19 protein-coding genes are annotated in these 13,726 nt (G+C 58.9%); 11 read left to right on the top strand and 8 right to left on the bottom strand.

Going from position 1 to position 13,726, the window contains the following annotated elements:
* The first annotated feature begins 9 nt into the window (after positions 1-9).
* From ACMXYI_RS19820 to ACMXYI_RS19805, 4 genes are all read left to right on the top strand, one after another.
* Positions 10-639: a glutathione S-transferase family protein gene (locus ACMXYI_RS19820; RefSeq protein ID WP_415768690.1), complete on the top strand. Its 630-nt coding sequence runs from the start codon at positions 10-12 to the stop codon at positions 637-639.
* Between the two features lie 23 nt (positions 640-662).
* Entirely contained in the window at positions 663-1,166 is a 504-nt protein-coding gene (locus ACMXYI_RS19815) for a GNAT family N-acetyltransferase (protein ID WP_415768689.1), read from the top strand.
* A 520-nt stretch (positions 1,167-1,686) separates the two neighbouring features.
* Positions 1,687-2,016 carry a hypothetical protein gene (locus tag ACMXYI_RS19810; protein WP_415756642.1) on the top strand — a complete coding sequence of 110 codons (330 nt, stop codon included), beginning with the start codon at positions 1,687-1,689 and terminating at the stop codon, positions 2,014-2,016.
* Between the two features lie 124 nt (positions 2,017-2,140).
* The gene (locus ACMXYI_RS19805; protein ID WP_415768688.1) at positions 2,141-2,443 is read left to right on the top strand and encodes a hypothetical protein; all 303 of its coding nucleotides are present in this window, start codon (positions 2,141-2,143) and stop codon (positions 2,441-2,443) included.
* Here ACMXYI_RS19805 and cynR read toward each other — a convergent pair.
* On the bottom strand, positions 2,429-3,334 hold the full coding sequence (cynR, locus tag ACMXYI_RS19800; RefSeq protein WP_415768687.1) for a transcriptional regulator CynR: 906 nt from the start codon (positions 3,332-3,334) through the stop codon (positions 2,429-2,431). The two genes, ACMXYI_RS19805 and cynR, sit on opposite strands and share 15 nt — an antisense overlap.
* Positions 3,335-3,458: 124 nt before the next feature.
* Here cynR and cynS point away from each other — a divergent pair, with 124 nt between their 5' ends.
* Positions 3,459-3,926 (top strand): cyanase, encoded by a 468-nt coding sequence (gene cynS / locus ACMXYI_RS19795; protein WP_309677737.1) that lies wholly within the window; start codon positions 3,459-3,461, stop codon positions 3,924-3,926.
* A 193-nt stretch (positions 3,927-4,119) separates the two neighbouring features.
* Positions 4,120-4,782, top strand: a complete 663-nt coding sequence (locus tag ACMXYI_RS19790) for a carbonic anhydrase (RefSeq protein WP_415768686.1) — start codon at positions 4,120-4,122, stop codon at positions 4,780-4,782.
* A 73-nt stretch (positions 4,783-4,855) separates the two neighbouring features.
* Here ACMXYI_RS19790 and ACMXYI_RS19785 read toward each other — a convergent pair whose 3' ends face one another.
* On the bottom strand, positions 4,856-5,185 hold the full coding sequence (locus ACMXYI_RS19785; protein WP_415768685.1) for a BON domain-containing protein: 330 nt from the start codon (positions 5,183-5,185) through the stop codon (positions 4,856-4,858).
* Positions 5,186-5,352: 167 nt separating this feature from the next.
* On the bottom strand, positions 5,353-6,855 hold the full coding sequence (locus ACMXYI_RS19780; RefSeq protein ID WP_415768684.1) for an aldehyde dehydrogenase family protein: 1,503 nt from the start codon (positions 6,853-6,855) through the stop codon (positions 5,353-5,355).
* A 166-nt stretch (positions 6,856-7,021) separates the two neighbouring features.
* On the opposite strand from ACMXYI_RS19780, the gene ACMXYI_RS19775 reads away from it, so the two are divergent.
* A complete protein-coding gene (locus ACMXYI_RS19775) occupies positions 7,022-7,159 on the top strand; it encodes a hypothetical protein (protein WP_415768683.1) in 138 nt (45 codons plus the stop codon).
* On the opposite strand, the gene glsB is transcribed toward ACMXYI_RS19775, so the two are convergent.
* The gene (gene glsB, locus ACMXYI_RS19770) at positions 7,160-8,068 is read right to left on the bottom strand and encodes a glutaminase B (RefSeq protein ID WP_309677733.1); all 909 of its coding nucleotides are present in this window, start codon (positions 8,066-8,068) and stop codon (positions 7,160-7,162) included.
* A gap of 448 nt (positions 8,069-8,516) precedes the next feature.
* Here glsB and ACMXYI_RS19765 point away from each other — a divergent pair, with 448 nt between their 5' ends.
* The 4 genes from ACMXYI_RS19765 to ACMXYI_RS19750 are packed head-to-tail and all read left to right on the top strand — an operon-like array spanning position 8,517 to position 10,702.
* Positions 8,517-8,720 carry an HvfA family oxazolone/thioamide-modified RiPP metallophore gene (locus tag ACMXYI_RS19765; protein WP_046048963.1) on the top strand — a complete coding sequence of 68 codons (204 nt, stop codon included), beginning with the start codon at positions 8,517-8,519 and terminating at the stop codon, positions 8,718-8,720.
* 57 nt (positions 8,721-8,777) lie between these two features.
* On the top strand, positions 8,778-9,293 hold the full coding sequence (locus ACMXYI_RS19760) for an HvfX family Cu-binding RiPP maturation protein (RefSeq protein ID WP_008151486.1): 516 nt from the start codon (positions 8,778-8,780) through the stop codon (positions 9,291-9,293).
* A 50-nt stretch (positions 9,294-9,343) separates the two neighbouring features.
* Entirely contained in the window at positions 9,344-9,967 is a 624-nt protein-coding gene (locus ACMXYI_RS19755) for a glutathione S-transferase family protein (RefSeq protein ID WP_415768682.1), read from the top strand.
* A 36-nt stretch (positions 9,968-10,003) separates the two neighbouring features.
* Entirely contained in the window at positions 10,004-10,702 is a 699-nt protein-coding gene (locus ACMXYI_RS19750) for a dienelactone hydrolase family protein (protein ID WP_415768681.1), read from the top strand.
* Between the two features lie 63 nt (positions 10,703-10,765).
* Here ACMXYI_RS19750 and ACMXYI_RS19745 read toward each other — a convergent pair whose 3' ends face one another.
* The 4 genes from ACMXYI_RS19745 to ACMXYI_RS19730 form a co-directional block, all read right to left on the bottom strand.
* Positions 10,766-11,050 (bottom strand): hypothetical protein, encoded by a 285-nt coding sequence (locus tag ACMXYI_RS19745; RefSeq protein WP_282478985.1) that lies wholly within the window; start codon positions 11,048-11,050, stop codon positions 10,766-10,768.
* Positions 11,051-11,052: 2 nt separating this feature from the next.
* Entirely contained in the window at positions 11,053-12,021 is a 969-nt protein-coding gene (locus ACMXYI_RS19740; RefSeq protein WP_415768680.1) for a nitrilase-related carbon-nitrogen hydrolase, read from the bottom strand.
* 263 nt (positions 12,022-12,284) lie between these two features.
* Entirely contained in the window at positions 12,285-13,217 is a 933-nt protein-coding gene (locus ACMXYI_RS19735) for a GlxA family transcriptional regulator (RefSeq protein ID WP_415768679.1), read from the bottom strand.
* Between the two features lie 154 nt (positions 13,218-13,371).
* On the bottom strand, positions 13,372-13,572 hold the full coding sequence (locus ACMXYI_RS19730; protein WP_415768678.1) for a YbdD/YjiX family protein: 201 nt from the start codon (positions 13,570-13,572) through the stop codon (positions 13,372-13,374).
* Positions 13,573-13,726 lie beyond the last annotated feature (154 nt).

The raw sequence follows: 13,726 nt of genomic DNA, 5'->3' as shown, positions 1-13,726 counted from the left end.
GCATCGACCATGATTATCGTGCATCACCTGAACAACTCCCGTTCCCAGCGGATTCTCTGGTTGCTGGAAGAACTCGCCATCCCTTACGAGCTGAAATGCTATCAGCGCGACCCGAAGACCAACCTGGCACCGCCGGAATTGAAAGCGATCAATGCCCTGGGTAAATCACCGGTCATCGAAGACGGCGCGCAGAAGCTGATCGAGTCCTCCGCGATCATCGACTACCTGATTCGCCGCCATGGCGACGGTCGCCTGCAACCCGATCCGTTCACCCCCGCCTATGACGAATACGTGCAGTGGCTGCATTTCGCCGAAGGCTCGGCGATGTTGCCGCTGATGTTGAACCTGTACGTGGGGCGTCTCGGTGAGGCCGGCGCGCCGTTGCATCCACGGATCAATTCGGAGGTAGCCAACTACCTGAGCTACCTCGACACGGCTCTGAACCAGTCCGATTACCTGTTGGGCGATGAGTTCAGTGCCGCCGACATCCAGATGAGTTTTATCGGCGAGATCGCCAGAGCCCAAGCCAAGCTCGGCAACTATCCTCATATAGCGGCCTGGATTGAACGCTTTCAGGCTCGCCCGGCCTATCAAGCCGCACTGAAAAAAGGTGGGAAATACGATTTCGCCCCCCACTGAGTGCGCCTCAGGAGCCTACGAGCATGCCCTTGATAGAACTGCACGCCGCCCAGCGCGACGAACTGGAAACAATTGAAAACCTGATGCAGTTCTACATGTATGACTTCAGCGAGTGGCTGCCGCTGAAGTTCGGTGAGCATGGTTTCTTCAACGCCCAGCCCAAACCGGGTTACTGGCGCAACCCCGCAACCAGGCCGTTTCTGATCAAGGTCGACGGAGAATTGGCCGGTTTCGTGACGGTGGATGATGAAACCCATACTCACGGCGCCGATTACAACATCGGCTACTTCTTTGTCAGTCGACGCTTTCGTGGCCAAGGCGTCGCGAAGTTTGTCGTTTCCACCCTCTTGAGCCGGTTCCCCGGTCAATGGCAAATTTTCCACCTCGACGCGAATCAGCCTGCGCGGCGGTTCTGGGGCCGGGTCCTGGCTGATGTCACCCATGGCGAGTTCACCCTGCATAAGCTGCCGATAGACGGTTATCCCTGCACCGTTTACCGATTCCAGACATCGCTGCCATCGTCCTGACTGGCGCTTTCCCATTCCGCTTTTTAATTCCAAACGACTTTGTCCGACAATATGTAGTGCCAAAAAATAATCACTACAAAACCGTTGACGCCTCCGATTTGCCCTTGCATGATGCAGACGTCTCCCCGATCGGGAGAACAGGCAACACGTTTGAGCAAGCTCGTCTGACCGCCGAGCTGTTTTTCCCGGATACACGCTGCCCACAAGGCAGATTGAAGAAGCTGACCTGGCCTGAACGTCCAGTACAAGGACGAGAAGCGCTGGCGATCAATCCTCATGAAGCTTGTGGCCGACCCTGAAAATGTCGGCAGTGGCCAGAAGGTTTTCGCCGCTTCTCCTCGTTGTGACGCTATTGCGTAGCAGTTATTCAACACGACTACATGCAACAGACGCGGGACCCCGTCATATTGGCGGCCGACCGCTGACGTCCTGGTTTCGGTGCCAGGGATCAACTAACCGATGGGCTACCTGTATTAGCGAATCAACTTTGAAAGATCACCAAATGGTCAAGGGGCTTACTATGAATCTGAACAATCAACCCACTATCGATGAACTGGCTCATCTGTTCGCTGCGCAAAAAGACAGCCATGACAGCCATATTCTTTGGATCAGCAAGTCGGGCCAGGTGCATATCGACTGCCTGTCGACGCACGCTGATGAAGCGGAGTTCGACAAGAACAACCAGAACCTGCTCGCCCGACTGAAGATGTACCGTCGCGGCCAAGGCTATGTCGGCAAGAAAGCCGCGGCTGACAAGGACTTCATCGGTAATGTTCTGCAAACGCTGAAACAGGCATGGGCCTCGATGCAGAACCAGAACGAAGTTCGGGTGATTGACCGGTTCTACTGATACCTCCACACCCCATCCATAAAAAGGCCCCGCTCGTCATATCGAGCGGGGCCTTTTTGTTTGTCTCGTGCGCACCAAACAACGCTATTGTTAACCGTGTGCACTGGATCATTGGAGGTTTGTGATGAACATACAACTGACAGGCTTGCTGTTGCTCGTAATGGCCAGTGCTGCCCATGCAAACAGCATCATCGGCGTTCCGTTGTTCGATGCGGACTGCCCCGGCAAAGTCATCGTCCACGCGGATCAGGACGGGCCGGTATTGATCAACAGCAAGGAAGCCGAGACCAAAGCCATTGACGATCGCCGTTTCGAAGCCAGGGGTTCGGGCGTCGTCATCTCGATCCTCCTCTCCGATGACGATTCGGTCACGGTGTCCTCCACGGGCAAGGCGCCCAATGGTGTGTGCCAATTAATAGAAGACTGACGTCGTCGACTCACCTGCAGCCGCCCCCAACACCAGTTCCATAAAAGCCACCGACGCTGCGCTGTGATAGTTGTTTTTGCGTCGAAGCAGCGCGGCCCCTCGTTTGGGCGACTCCCCCAACAACGGGATTTTGCGCAACGCCCGGTCCTCGGTGGCAATGGGCTCCGGAAGGATGGTGGCGATGGCCGTGTGCCGAATGACTTCCAGCAAGGTACTCACCGAGTTGACCTCGATCACCACCTTCGGCGTGATTTGCTCCTGGGCAAAGTACTCATCGATACGGGTACGGGTAACGAAGTCGGGGGCCAGCAGCGCAAACTCCAGCTGCGCAACCTCTTGCGCGGACAACCCGACCTGGCTTTCGTATAACGGGTGATCGCGCCCCACCATGACGCCCAAGGTCTCGGTAAACCCCGGGATCGACTCGATGTCGGCATTTCTGACCTGGGTAAACGCGATGGCGATGTCCAGTGAGTCATCCACCAGCCCGGCCTCGATGTCATCCATCGACAGCTCGAAAATCTGTAGATGGATGTTCGGAAAGCGCGCCACGTAATCGCGCACCAGCGGCCCCACCAGGTACGCCATGAACGTTGGGGTCATGGCCAGTCGCAGGGTGCCGCGGGACAAATCCTTTACGTCATGCAGCGCACGTTTGCCCGCCTCCAGTTCCACCAGCACCCGACGAGCACATTCGATGTAGGCCTCGCCCGCATCGGTGGGTTTCACCGTGCGCGAGGTTCGGTCGAACAGGCTCACGCCCAGAGTTTCTTCCAGTTGTCGGATCTGTTGGGACAGGGTCGGCTGCGAAACGTGAAGCGCCTCGGCGGCGCGGGTGAAACCGCCGTGGTCGGCGACCGCCAGCAAATAGCGCAAATGTCGGAGCAGCATGGGGAATCACCATCTATAGGCTGTGCTTATGCGCTGCATTGTATATCGGTCTTGGACGCTATTGATCGATCGGCAGAAGATTGCTCCACACCCAAGCAACATCACTCCCGACAGGAGAAACACCATGCAACAGTCCCACGCTTACAACGACCCAAGCCTGGCCCTGACCACGTCGATCCTCGATGCAAAGGCGAGCAAAAACCTGTCCTGGCAGGACCTGACCGACGGCACCGGCCTCGGTCTGGCCTACGTCACTGCCGCCCTGCTCGGTCAGCACCCGCTGCCGGAAAGCGCCGCCAAAGTGATTGGCGAAAAACTGGATCTGGACGCCGACACCGTGGCCCGCCTGCAGATTATCCCGTTGCGCGGCAGCCTCTCGGGTGTCCCGACCGACCCGACCATCTACCGCTTCTACGAAATGATCCAGATTTACGGCACCACCTTGAAAGCCCTGGTTCATGAGCAATTCGGCGACGGCATCATCAGTGCGATCAACTTCAAGCTCGACATGAAGAAAGTCGAAGACCCGGAAGGCGGCTCCCGCGCGGTGATCACCCTCGATGGCAAGTTCCTGCCGCTGCGTCCTTTCTAAGCGGATACCGGCCCGCATTACCTTTAAAACGCTATATCCGTAGCAGCTGTCGAGCTTGCGAGGCTGCGTTCGGCTGCGCAGCAGTCGCCTGGGTCTGCGAGGACTTCGGTCGAGCGCGACCCCGGCTCGAACGCAGCCTCGCGGGCTCGGCAGCTGCTACGGAACCATCCGATGCACCCATGAGGAGATCGCCATGAAAGCGCTCATCGAAGGTTTTTTGAAGTTCCAGAAAGACGCCTTTCCGCAACGGACCGACCTGTTCAAACACCTGGCCACCACCCAGCATCCGGGCACGCTGTTCATCACCTGCTCCGACAGCCGTGTCGTGCCAGAATTGCTGACCCAACAAGAACCCGGTGAACTGTTTGTGATCCGCAATGCCGGCAACATCGTGCCCTCCTACAGCCCTCACCCCGGCGGTGTGTCGGCCACGGTCGAATATGCGGTCGCAGTGCTGGGCGTGACTGACATTGTGATTTGCGGGCACTCGGACTGCGGCGCCATGACCGCCGTCGCCAAGTGCACATGCATGGACCACCTGCCCGCCGTCAGCGGCTGGTTGCAACACGCCGAGTCAGCGAAAGTCATCAACGAATCCCGCCCTCACGCCAATGACGCGGCGAAGGTGAGTTCAATGGTTCGGGAGAATGTCATCGCGCAACTGGCCAATATTCAGACACACCCGAGCGTGCGCCTGGCTCAGGAGAAAGGCCTGTTGAATTTGCATGGTTGGGTTTACGACATCGAGACCGGTTCGGTCGACGCCCTGGATGCCAACAGCCACCGTTTCGTGGCGCTCGCCGAGTACCCGGACACCTGTGCCCTTCAAGCGAGATCCGTAGAAGCAGCAGCCTGAATCGACTCGCCGCGAGACGATCGATGCAGCGCTCCCGGCTCACGGGAGCGCCGCACTAACACGATCGACAAGGTTATTTATCGTCCCGATTCTCAGGACTCTCTTCCGCGTTGGGTGGTTCTGGAATGCTGCCTGGGGTGAACACGTGAGTCAGCAAGTCTCTGGCATCGACATCGACGACCCCCTGAACCGAACGGGTCAGAGCAACAGCCTGCTCACACTGTTTATGGGTGTTGACGCGGCCGCTCAATGCCACCGTGCCCCCGTGGGTTTTGACATGGATTTGCAGGCCAAGACTGGGTTCGGCCATTGCCAGGGCTGACTTCACCCTGGCGGTAATCCACGTGTCGTGAACGCCCCTTTCCAGATCATGAGAGTATTGTTGGAAGGAATGAAGTTTCATGGTGTAACCCTCTCTCCGTCATCAGATGCACTGCCCGTCCATTGGCTGTGCAGCCTTGACGCTCAGGCGAGCGTTATGGACATCTGATTCGTTTTGGAGTGCTCGCCACGCCCATACGGACGCACATTAAGTATAGTGCGACCGTTGACTGGGGTCGTGGTGCTGGATCAGCGTTTGACCGACAGATCCGTCTGGGTCATGCGACTGCGGATCGTGAACACCCCATCTCCCGAGAGAATCGCGCTGCGAGCAAACAGGCGACCGCTCTCCCAGTTCGAAAGCCCCAGTTCCGGCTTGTTCAGCGCGTACTGTCCGTCGACCCAGCGGGTAATCCCGTTACCGACAAACGGTGCGTTGACCGCGTTGTAGAAGCGTTCCTGAGCCTCGGCATCTTCACTGATCAACGACACGGTGAACTGCGGGCTATAGCGATTGAACAACGCGATGGCGCTGTCCAGGTCATCGACAATCTTCAGGCTGACTTCCGGGGTTTCTTCCCATTCCCACTCGCGGCCCAACTGATCCTCGGGCAGCGGTTCGGCCAACGCTTCGGTCTGATAGCCTTCGGCGCGGTACACCTCAACACTGGCGGTCTGCCAATCGGTTGGCAAGTACTGCTCGCAGCCTTCGACGATGTGCAATTTGCAGCCCTGCCCGCGTGCGGTGCCGGCCTGTTGCAGCGCGTCGAGGAACAGCGGCAGCAATTGCGCCACACGGTCACGGTGGATCAGGCAGACGTTCATCGTGTTGCAGACTTTGCGATCCAGCGAATTGCGCACTACCGCGGCAAAGCGTTTGGCATCGGCGTCCTTGTCGGCGATCAGCCAGGCGCCACCGGTGCCGTGCAGGCTGACGGCGGTGCCGGCCTGTTGGGCGATGCTGCCCAATTGACTGACGGCGCGCCCCGAACCACGGGCCACTGCCAGCGACAGGCGCCGGTCGGCGAACATCGCCCAACCGGCGGCGTGATTGACGCTTTCCACCAGCGACACCGCGCCGGTCGGCAACCCGGCGTCGCTCAGTGCCGGATTCAGTGCGTGGGTGACGATGGCTTGCGCCGTGCCCAACGCATCGCTGCCGATGCGCAGCACCGCCGTGTTACCCGTGCGCAACACACCGGCGGCGTCGGCGAAGACGTTCGGCCGGCCTTCGAAGACGAACGCGACGATGCCCAGCGGCGAGACCACTTGCTCGACTTTCCAGCCGTCATGCTCGATGCAACTGACCACTTTGCCGCGCGTGGCCGACGCATCGCGCCAGGCCCTGAGGCCAGCGATCATGTCACGGCGCATGCGTTCATCCGCCAGAAGCCGTGTGGTGGAACGCCCACGGGCCTTGGCCCGCTCGATGTCGGCCAGGTTGGCGGCTTCGATCAAGGCCCAGCAGGCAGGGTCTTCCAGGCGTTGGGCGAAGCGATCAAAGAACTCGCTGATGGCTTGATCGGTGACCGCGGACATTGCGCTGAACGCCGCTTCGGCACGCTCGATTGCGATGGCCGCCGCTTGCTGGTCAGCCACCGGAATCAGCAACAATTCGCCGCTGACCTGCTCCACCAGCAAATGGTCCCCGGGCTGAAAACGCGCGGCCAATTCGGGGCTGACCACAGAGACACGATTCCCGGCGAAAGGGATAGGCGTGCCAGCGACTAGACGTTCGAGCGCAAGAGACATGAAGCGGTTTCACCATGCAATGGGCGGCCGGAAAATGTATAGGAAAATCCCTGGAGCGTCATTAACCGCACGCCTGACCGGTGGTCGAAAACCCGGCAGCCCTGCATGCTGCCCTCCTACGCTGAAAGAGGTATATCAGCGTTTCCTGTTTTCCAAGGAGGCCGTCATGAGCGATGAATTCACAAGCCATGGAGCGGCCCTTGACGATGAAGGTCTGGCAAAAGAGCACCTGGATATCACCACGGTGCTGGACGATGAAACACTGGCGTGTCTGCGCAGCCGGGTCGAAGCGTTGCCGCTCTGACTAGAACACCGACCAGCCAATCCGCTGACTCAGCAACTCCAGCGCGGCCATACCCGCGAGGGAGTTGCCGGCGGTGTTCAACTCCGGCGACCAGACGCACACCGTGAACTGCCCCGGCACCACCGCGACAATCCCCCCGCCCACGCCGCTCTTGCCGGGTAAACCGACGCGATAGGCAAAGTTGCCGGCTTCATCGTAGAGGCCGCTGGTGGCCATGATCGAGTTGACTTGCTGGGTCTGGCGGGCGGTGAGGATCTGTTCGCCGCTGTGCTTGCAGAAACCGTCATTGGCCAGAAAACAGAACGCCCGCGCCAGATCTACGCAGCTCATGCGCAGCGCGCAATGGCTGAAGTAACTGCGCAGTACCGCTTCGACGTCGTTGTGGAAATTGCCGAAAGACTGCATCAGATAGGCCATCGCAGCGTTGCGCGCGCGATGCTGGTATTCGGACTCGGCGACCTTGCCGTCCACCATGACTTGCGGGTTGCCGGACAGCCGACGGACAAAATCGCGCATGGACAGTGCCGGCGCGGCAAAGCGTGACTGGTTGATGTCGCAGATCACCAGCGCACCGGCGTTGATGAAGGGATTGCGCGGGCGTCCGCGCTCGAATTCCAGTTGCACCAGCGAGTTGAACGGTTGGCCGGAAGGCTCGTGCCCCAGGCGTTTCCAAATGGCTTCGCCGGAGTGGTCGATGGCCTGCACCAGGCTGAACACCTTGGAAATACTCTGCACCGAGAACAGCGTATGGGCATCGCCGGCGCAATACAGTTCGCCGTCATTGCCGTACACCGCGATTCCCAGTTGATCGGCTGGCACCGTACCGAGAGCGGGAATGTAGTCAGCCACCTTGCCCTGGCCGATCAGGGGACGTACTGCGTCAAGGATCTCGTTCAACAGCGCTTGCATGCCGGGTTCCGAAGTCTCGCCCCATGGGATTGCGGGGACACAGATGCTAGACGCCACTGGTCGGGGCCGGATCACAGTTTCCTGCAGGAGCATGCAATATCTGCGGGGCTGAAACACTATCCCTGTAGCAGCTGTCGAGCCCCAGCGAGGCTGCGTTCGGCTGCGCAGCAGTCGCAGTTCCTGTGCCCGCGATTTACCTGAACTACCGCGTCGCTTGGTTTCACGACTGCTTCGCAGCCGAACGCAGCCTCGCTGGGGCTCGACAGCTGCTACAGGGCTGCGTTCTAGGTTACGTATCACAGTGTGTACAGCGCCCCTCCCGACACACCCTGCCCCTAAATCCCCACACCAAAGACACATCGCAGATACACCTGCTTGATGAACTGTGCCTGTCGATTGGCCACGCCGATCAAAGCGCTCAACTCAATCAATGCTACGGAGTATCACCATGTTCAAGCTCTCGACTTCTTCCTTGACCCTCGGCCTGATCATCGCTGGCGGCCTGGCCCTGTCCAACGTGGCTTCGGCCTCCGAGTCCGAAGCATTCAGCATGAAACAACTGGCCCACGGCTACAGTCAGGTCCAGGCCGACACGGCAGAAAAACCGGCGGAAGGTAAATGTGGCGAAGGCAAGTGCGGCGCCAGCGAGTAACCCTTTGCGTGGGGCACCCCGTTGCCCCACTTCCCTGACTGAACGGAGATCATGCCCATGACCACCTCACTCTCATCGGCCGTGAAAGGCCTGCACCTGAACCTCGACCGTGCCGGTAGCTGGATTGCGCCGCTGACCCTGCGGGTGTTCCTCGCCTGGGAATTCTTCGAGTCAGGCCTGGAAAAATTCAATGGCGAAAACTGGTTCGCCGATATTCAGGACAGCTTCCCGTTCCCCTTCAACCACGTGCCGGCCACGCTGAACTGGGAACTGTCGATGTGGGCCGAACTGATCTGCGCCCTGGCCATACTGGTAGGCCTGGGAACGCGGATCTCGGCAATCATTTTGATCGTGGTCACGGTCGTCGCGACCGCCGCCGTTCACTGGCCGGCCGATTGGTCTACATTGAGTGAGCTTGCCCAGGGTTACGCCATCAGCAACAAGGGTCACGGCAACTTCAAACTGCCGCTGATCTACCTCGCGGCCTTTATGCCGCTGTTGCTCTCGGGTGCCGGCAAGCTCAGCCTCGATGCGCTGCTGGCTCGAGTCTTCTGGCGTCGCGATAACCGCTAAAGCGCCAGGGACTCGATAACGTCCCTCGGTTCAATAGTGGAGCAATCGTCATGAGTCTCACCCTCTATGGTTTTGACGGCAGTACTTATGTGCGCACCGTGAAGATGCTGCTGGTGGAAAAAGACGCGGACTTCGACCAGGTGCAGGTCAACGTGATCAAAGGCGAGCCGCACCTGCCAGAGCACATGGTGCGTCACCCTTTCGGCAAGGTGCCGGTCATCGACCATGACGGGTTCCGGGTGATCGAAACCGGCGCGATCGTGGCCTACCTGGACGAAGTCCTGCCAGGCCCGTCCATCACTCCTGACAACGCCCACGACCGCGCTCGCACCCACATGGCCCAAGGCATTTACGATTCCTATGGCTACGGCAACCTTGTGCAAGTGTTCGGCTACCATCTTTTTCCTGACTTCATTGGCGGGCAGAATGAAGATTCGCGCCGCAAAGGCATCGAGAACTCGAAACGGGTGCTGCGCGAGCTGATGAAAATAAAAGGCACCGATCCCTATATCGCAGGTCTTGAACCCAGCATCGGCGACTTTTACCTGGCGCCGGGCTGCGCCTACATCGCCATGACCCCGGATGCACCGCAGGTGTTTTCGGTGGACGGTTTCGACGGATGGTGGAAACGTATGCAGTCTCTGCCAAGCTTCAAGGCCACGCAGCCGAAATAAACTTCACCCCACTCACTTGTGTAGACAGGAGCCACCATGAGCGTGACCACCCAATGGATCGAGATCGATAGCGCCGACGGTAAATTCGGCGTTTACCTGGCGATTCCGCACACCCGCAAAGGCCCGGGGATCGTGCTGATCCAGGAAATTTTCGGCGTGAATGAACACATCCGCTCAGTCGCCGAGCAATACGCCGCGGACGGCTATCTGGTGATTGCACCCGACCTGTTCTGGCGCAGCGGCCACCGCATCGAACTGACCTACGACGAGGCCGGCTGGAAACGCGCCGTCGAGTTGATGAACGCCACCGACGTCGGCAAGGCACAGGCCGACATCGAACTGGCCATTGACGCCTTGAAAGCCCAGCCGGGCCTGGACGGCGGGATCGCCTCGATTGGTTACTGCTTCGGTGGTTTGCTCTCGTACCACACCGCCGCCAATGGGCTGGTGGACGTGGCCATCGCCTATTACGGCGGCGGAATCCAGAATCAGCTGGACCGGGCCGATGAAATCGAAGTGCCGCTGCTGATGCATTTCGGTGAACAGGACAGCCACATCCCACTGGAAGCCGTGGAGAAAATCGCCGAACGTTTCGAGAACAACGACAACGTCGAAATTGTCGTGTACCCGGAGGCCGAACATGGCTTCAACTGCTCGCACCGCGACAGCTACAACCAGCGCGCAGCGGCTGAGGCCCATGGCAATACGTTGATCTTTTTGGGTCAGGAACTGTAAGGCCACACAAACGCAAAAGGCACCTTCATTTAACGGTGAAGGTGCCTTTTTTGTGTGCGACGCTTACTTGATCAGCATTCCCAACGGACTCAGCGGCCCGATCGGCATCAGTTCAAACGTCAGCAGATCGACCTCACCCAGCGGCAGTGCCTTGAGCAACCTGTCGGCCTCTTCGACCGATTCGACGGTCATCAGGAAAATCACCCCCGCTTCGTTGTCGCGCATCCAGAACTGTTCCATCTTGCCATCCAGGTACAGTTGCAACGTCGCGGGTACTTCAGCGGGCAGGTAAGCAACGCGCTGCTCGGGGGTCAGGGTCTTGAGTGTTCCGATCGCCATGATTTTCATGATCACACCTCTTCCGGTTGCGCAATGACGGCCACCTTCGGCTGAGCTGTGCGTTCGTGAACATGGCGATGAGGCGTACGGTCGATGTTAAGACTCAGTATTTCCGGACGGCTGTAGTGACCGCGGCCGTCCATCTGACGTTTACGGATTTCGATCTGGAACAGATCAATGTCAGCGATCACTTCGCCTTCGCCTTCGGTCAGTGCGCCGACGACTTCACCTTGTGGATCGATGATCGCGGTGTAGCAGCCGCCGGAGATCGGACCGATCTCGCAACCGGTGTCGGCCATGATCTGGGCTTGCTGTTCCGGGTACAACCAAGCCGTCGAGTTAACCACGAAGCAAGCCGATTCCAGGGCATGCATGCGAATGCTGACTTCCATCTGCCGGGTGAACAAGGCACCTGCGAACGAGCCTGGGTACATCGAGGCGTGAATCTGTTCGCCGTCTTCGATCAAAGCGTAACGAGCCAGCGGGTTGTAATGTTCCCAGCAGGCCAGTTGACCGATGCGCCCTACCGCGCTGTCGGTGGCGCGCAGGCCCGAACCGTCGCCCATGCCCCATATCATGCGTTCGTGATAGGTCGGCGAAATCTTGCGACGTGCCTGAATCAAGGTGCCATCAGCATCAAACAGCAACTGAGTGTTGTACAAGGTGCTGCCATCGCGCTCGTTGACGCCGATGGAAACCACCATGTTGGCTTCTTTGGCTGCTTTGCCGATTTCATCGGTGGTTGCAGAAGGTACAACCACAGCCTGATCCAGCAATTTGTAGTGCTCGGACCCCATTTTGAAAGGGGCCTGCACAAAGGAGAAGTATGGGTAGTACGGCACGATGGTTTCGGGGAAAACGGCGAACTGCACGCCTTTCTCGCCGAGTTCACGAATCTTGTTAACGACCTTTTCTACAGTGCCTTCACGGCTGTAGAGAACAGGTGCGATCTGGACAGCAGCGGCTTTAACGATGGTCATGGCGGTGATCTCATTGAGGGAGTGGACTTCAACGAGATCAAAATTACGCCAATAATATTTAGACCGAAATGTCGAATACACCACCTTTTAGGACACTTCAAGCATCACCCGCGTCAATCGATAAGTAACCTGTGGCGAGAGAGCTTGCTCCCGCTGGGCCGCGAAGCGGCCCCCCGATCCCTAAAAAGCAGGGGACTGCTGCACAGTCCAGCGGGAGCAAGCTCCCTCGCCACAGGTTCAGTGTCACGCTTAACTGACTGGCATCAGCCCCGATTGGCTCGCTGAATCACTTGCGGTGGTTGCCCAAAAGCACGGATAAACGCTCGACGCATCCGCTCCCGATCGCCAAAACCGGTATCAGTCGCCACCACGTCGATGGGGTGCCGACCGGTTTCCATCATCAGGCGTGCCGCTTCCACGCGCAGGTTTTCGATGGCCTTGGCCGGTGATTGCCCGGTTTCGGCATGGAACACGCGACTGAACTGCCGAGGGCTGAGGTTGGCGGCGCTGGCCAGTTCCTCGACCGACAGCGCGGACTTCAGGTTCTGTTTGGCATAGGCCAACGCGGCCTGGATGCGATCGGTCTTGGGCTCCAGTTCGAGCATCACCGAAAACTGCGACTGCCCTCCCGCGCGCCGGTGGTACACCACCAATTGCCGGGCCACCCGCCGTGCCACTTCCGCGCCCAGATCCTTTTCCACCAGCGCCAGCGCCAGATCGACGCAGGCGCTCATGCCGGCCGCCGTCCAGATGTTGCCGTCGTTGATGAAGATCCGGTCTTCCTCGACCTTCACCTTCGGATAAGCCTTCTGCAGCGCCGGGGCATGGCACCAGTGAGTGGTCGCGCGGCGGCCATCGAGCAAACCGGCCTCGGCCAGCGCAATGGCGCCGGTGCAGATCGAGCCCAGACGCCGGGTGGTCCGGCTGGCGTTGCGCAAAAACGCCACCATGCCCGGTGATACCGGACGGATCAGGTTGTCGCCCAGCACCAGCAGCGTGTCGAACGAGCGCTGGTCGAACGCCGAGGTTTCCACGCCAAACCCGGCGGAGGTCTGCACCGTACCGCCGTGCTCGGACAGCAAGGCAATGCTGTACACCGGTTCGTCGGCGGCCATGTTGGCTAACTCGAACGTGGCGCACATGGCCAGGCCCAATACCTGAAATCCGGGGTAAACGATGAGTCCGATGGTGTGCATGGCGGCTGGCTCTTCTGACCTTAAAGGTGGCATGCCTGATTTAACAGCCACTGACGTTGCATCGCAAGATGATCGTCATTGCACGCTTTGGGGTACTGTCGCTGACCGGTATCGGCGGCTCGGCCATTGTCGATGCGTTGAACTATGCGAAGTTCTAGCAGCACCGCGTATTGCATTTTCCACGGCCGAAGCGCGCTTCCTGACGCTCACGAAAAAACGCCGAATAGTTCATGACCGGCTCGCCGGGATGATTGAGCGCCATTTGCGCAACGTAGTTATCGTAATCAGGCACGCCAACCATCAAACGCGCGCTCTGGCTGAGGAACTTCGCGACATGCTGCAGTTTGCGGTACATGGCAAATCTCTCTATGTGTGTGGGGCTGGCCCATCAAAGCGCACTGATGTATCTGCAATGTGTCAGCGCCGGGGCGCTTTGTATGTTCAAGTATCAAACGCATCGATGCTCAACGCCGGACTCTTAATCACGCTAGGCTGAAGAGTAACGACAT

The organism is Pseudomonas lyxosi, from assembly GCF_047758685.1.
GTDB lineage: Bacteria > Pseudomonadota > Gammaproteobacteria > Pseudomonadales > Pseudomonadaceae > Aquipseudomonas > Aquipseudomonas lyxosi.
The sequence above is the reverse complement of the archived record's forward strand: the minus strand, read 5'-3'. Positions and strand labels throughout refer to the sequence as shown.

Excerpts from the sequence above, each read along its gene's own strand:
- ACMXYI_RS19820 (WP_415768690.1), top strand. The coding sequence starts at position 10 with ATGATTATCGTGCATCACCTGAACAACTCCCGTTCCCAGCGGATTCTC.
- ACMXYI_RS19815 (WP_415768689.1), top strand. The coding sequence starts at position 663 with ATGCCCTTGATAGAACTGCACGCCGCCCAGCGCGACGAACTGGAAACA.
- ACMXYI_RS19810 (WP_415756642.1), top strand. The coding sequence starts at position 1,687 with ATGAATCTGAACAATCAACCCACTATCGATGAACTGGCTCATCTGTTC.
- ACMXYI_RS19805 (WP_415768688.1), top strand. The coding sequence starts at position 2,141 with ATGAACATACAACTGACAGGCTTGCTGTTGCTCGTAATGGCCAGTGCT.
- cynR (WP_415768687.1), bottom strand. The coding sequence starts at position 3,334 with ATGCTGCTCCGACATTTGCGCTATTTGCTGGCGGTCGCCGACCACGGC.
- cynS (WP_309677737.1), top strand. The coding sequence starts at position 3,459 with ATGCAACAGTCCCACGCTTACAACGACCCAAGCCTGGCCCTGACCACG.
- ACMXYI_RS19790 (WP_415768686.1), top strand. The coding sequence starts at position 4,120 with ATGAAAGCGCTCATCGAAGGTTTTTTGAAGTTCCAGAAAGACGCCTTT.
- ACMXYI_RS19785 (WP_415768685.1), bottom strand. The coding sequence starts at position 5,185 with ATGAAACTTCATTCCTTCCAACAATACTCTCATGATCTGGAAAGGGGC.
- ACMXYI_RS19780 (WP_415768684.1), bottom strand. The coding sequence starts at position 6,855 with ATGTCTCTTGCGCTCGAACGTCTAGTCGCTGGCACGCCTATCCCTTTC.
- ACMXYI_RS19775 (WP_415768683.1), top strand. The coding sequence starts at position 7,022 with ATGAGCGATGAATTCACAAGCCATGGAGCGGCCCTTGACGATGAAGGT.
- glsB (WP_309677733.1), bottom strand. The coding sequence starts at position 8,068 with ATGCAAGCGCTGTTGAACGAGATCCTTGACGCAGTACGTCCCCTGATC.
- ACMXYI_RS19765 (WP_046048963.1), top strand. The coding sequence starts at position 8,517 with ATGTTCAAGCTCTCGACTTCTTCCTTGACCCTCGGCCTGATCATCGCT.
- ACMXYI_RS19760 (WP_008151486.1), top strand. The coding sequence starts at position 8,778 with ATGACCACCTCACTCTCATCGGCCGTGAAAGGCCTGCACCTGAACCTC.
- ACMXYI_RS19755 (WP_415768682.1), top strand. The coding sequence starts at position 9,344 with ATGAGTCTCACCCTCTATGGTTTTGACGGCAGTACTTATGTGCGCACC.
- ACMXYI_RS19750 (WP_415768681.1), top strand. The coding sequence starts at position 10,004 with ATGAGCGTGACCACCCAATGGATCGAGATCGATAGCGCCGACGGTAAA.
- ACMXYI_RS19745 (WP_282478985.1), bottom strand. The coding sequence starts at position 11,050 with ATGAAAATCATGGCGATCGGAACACTCAAGACCCTGACCCCCGAGCAG.
- ACMXYI_RS19740 (WP_415768680.1), bottom strand. The coding sequence starts at position 12,021 with ATGACCATCGTTAAAGCCGCTGCTGTCCAGATCGCACCTGTTCTCTAC.
- ACMXYI_RS19735 (WP_415768679.1), bottom strand. The coding sequence starts at position 13,217 with ATGCACACCATCGGACTCATCGTTTACCCCGGATTTCAGGTATTGGGC.
- ACMXYI_RS19730 (WP_415768678.1), bottom strand. The coding sequence starts at position 13,572 with ATGTACCGCAAACTGCAGCATGTCGCGAAGTTCCTCAGCCAGAGCGCG.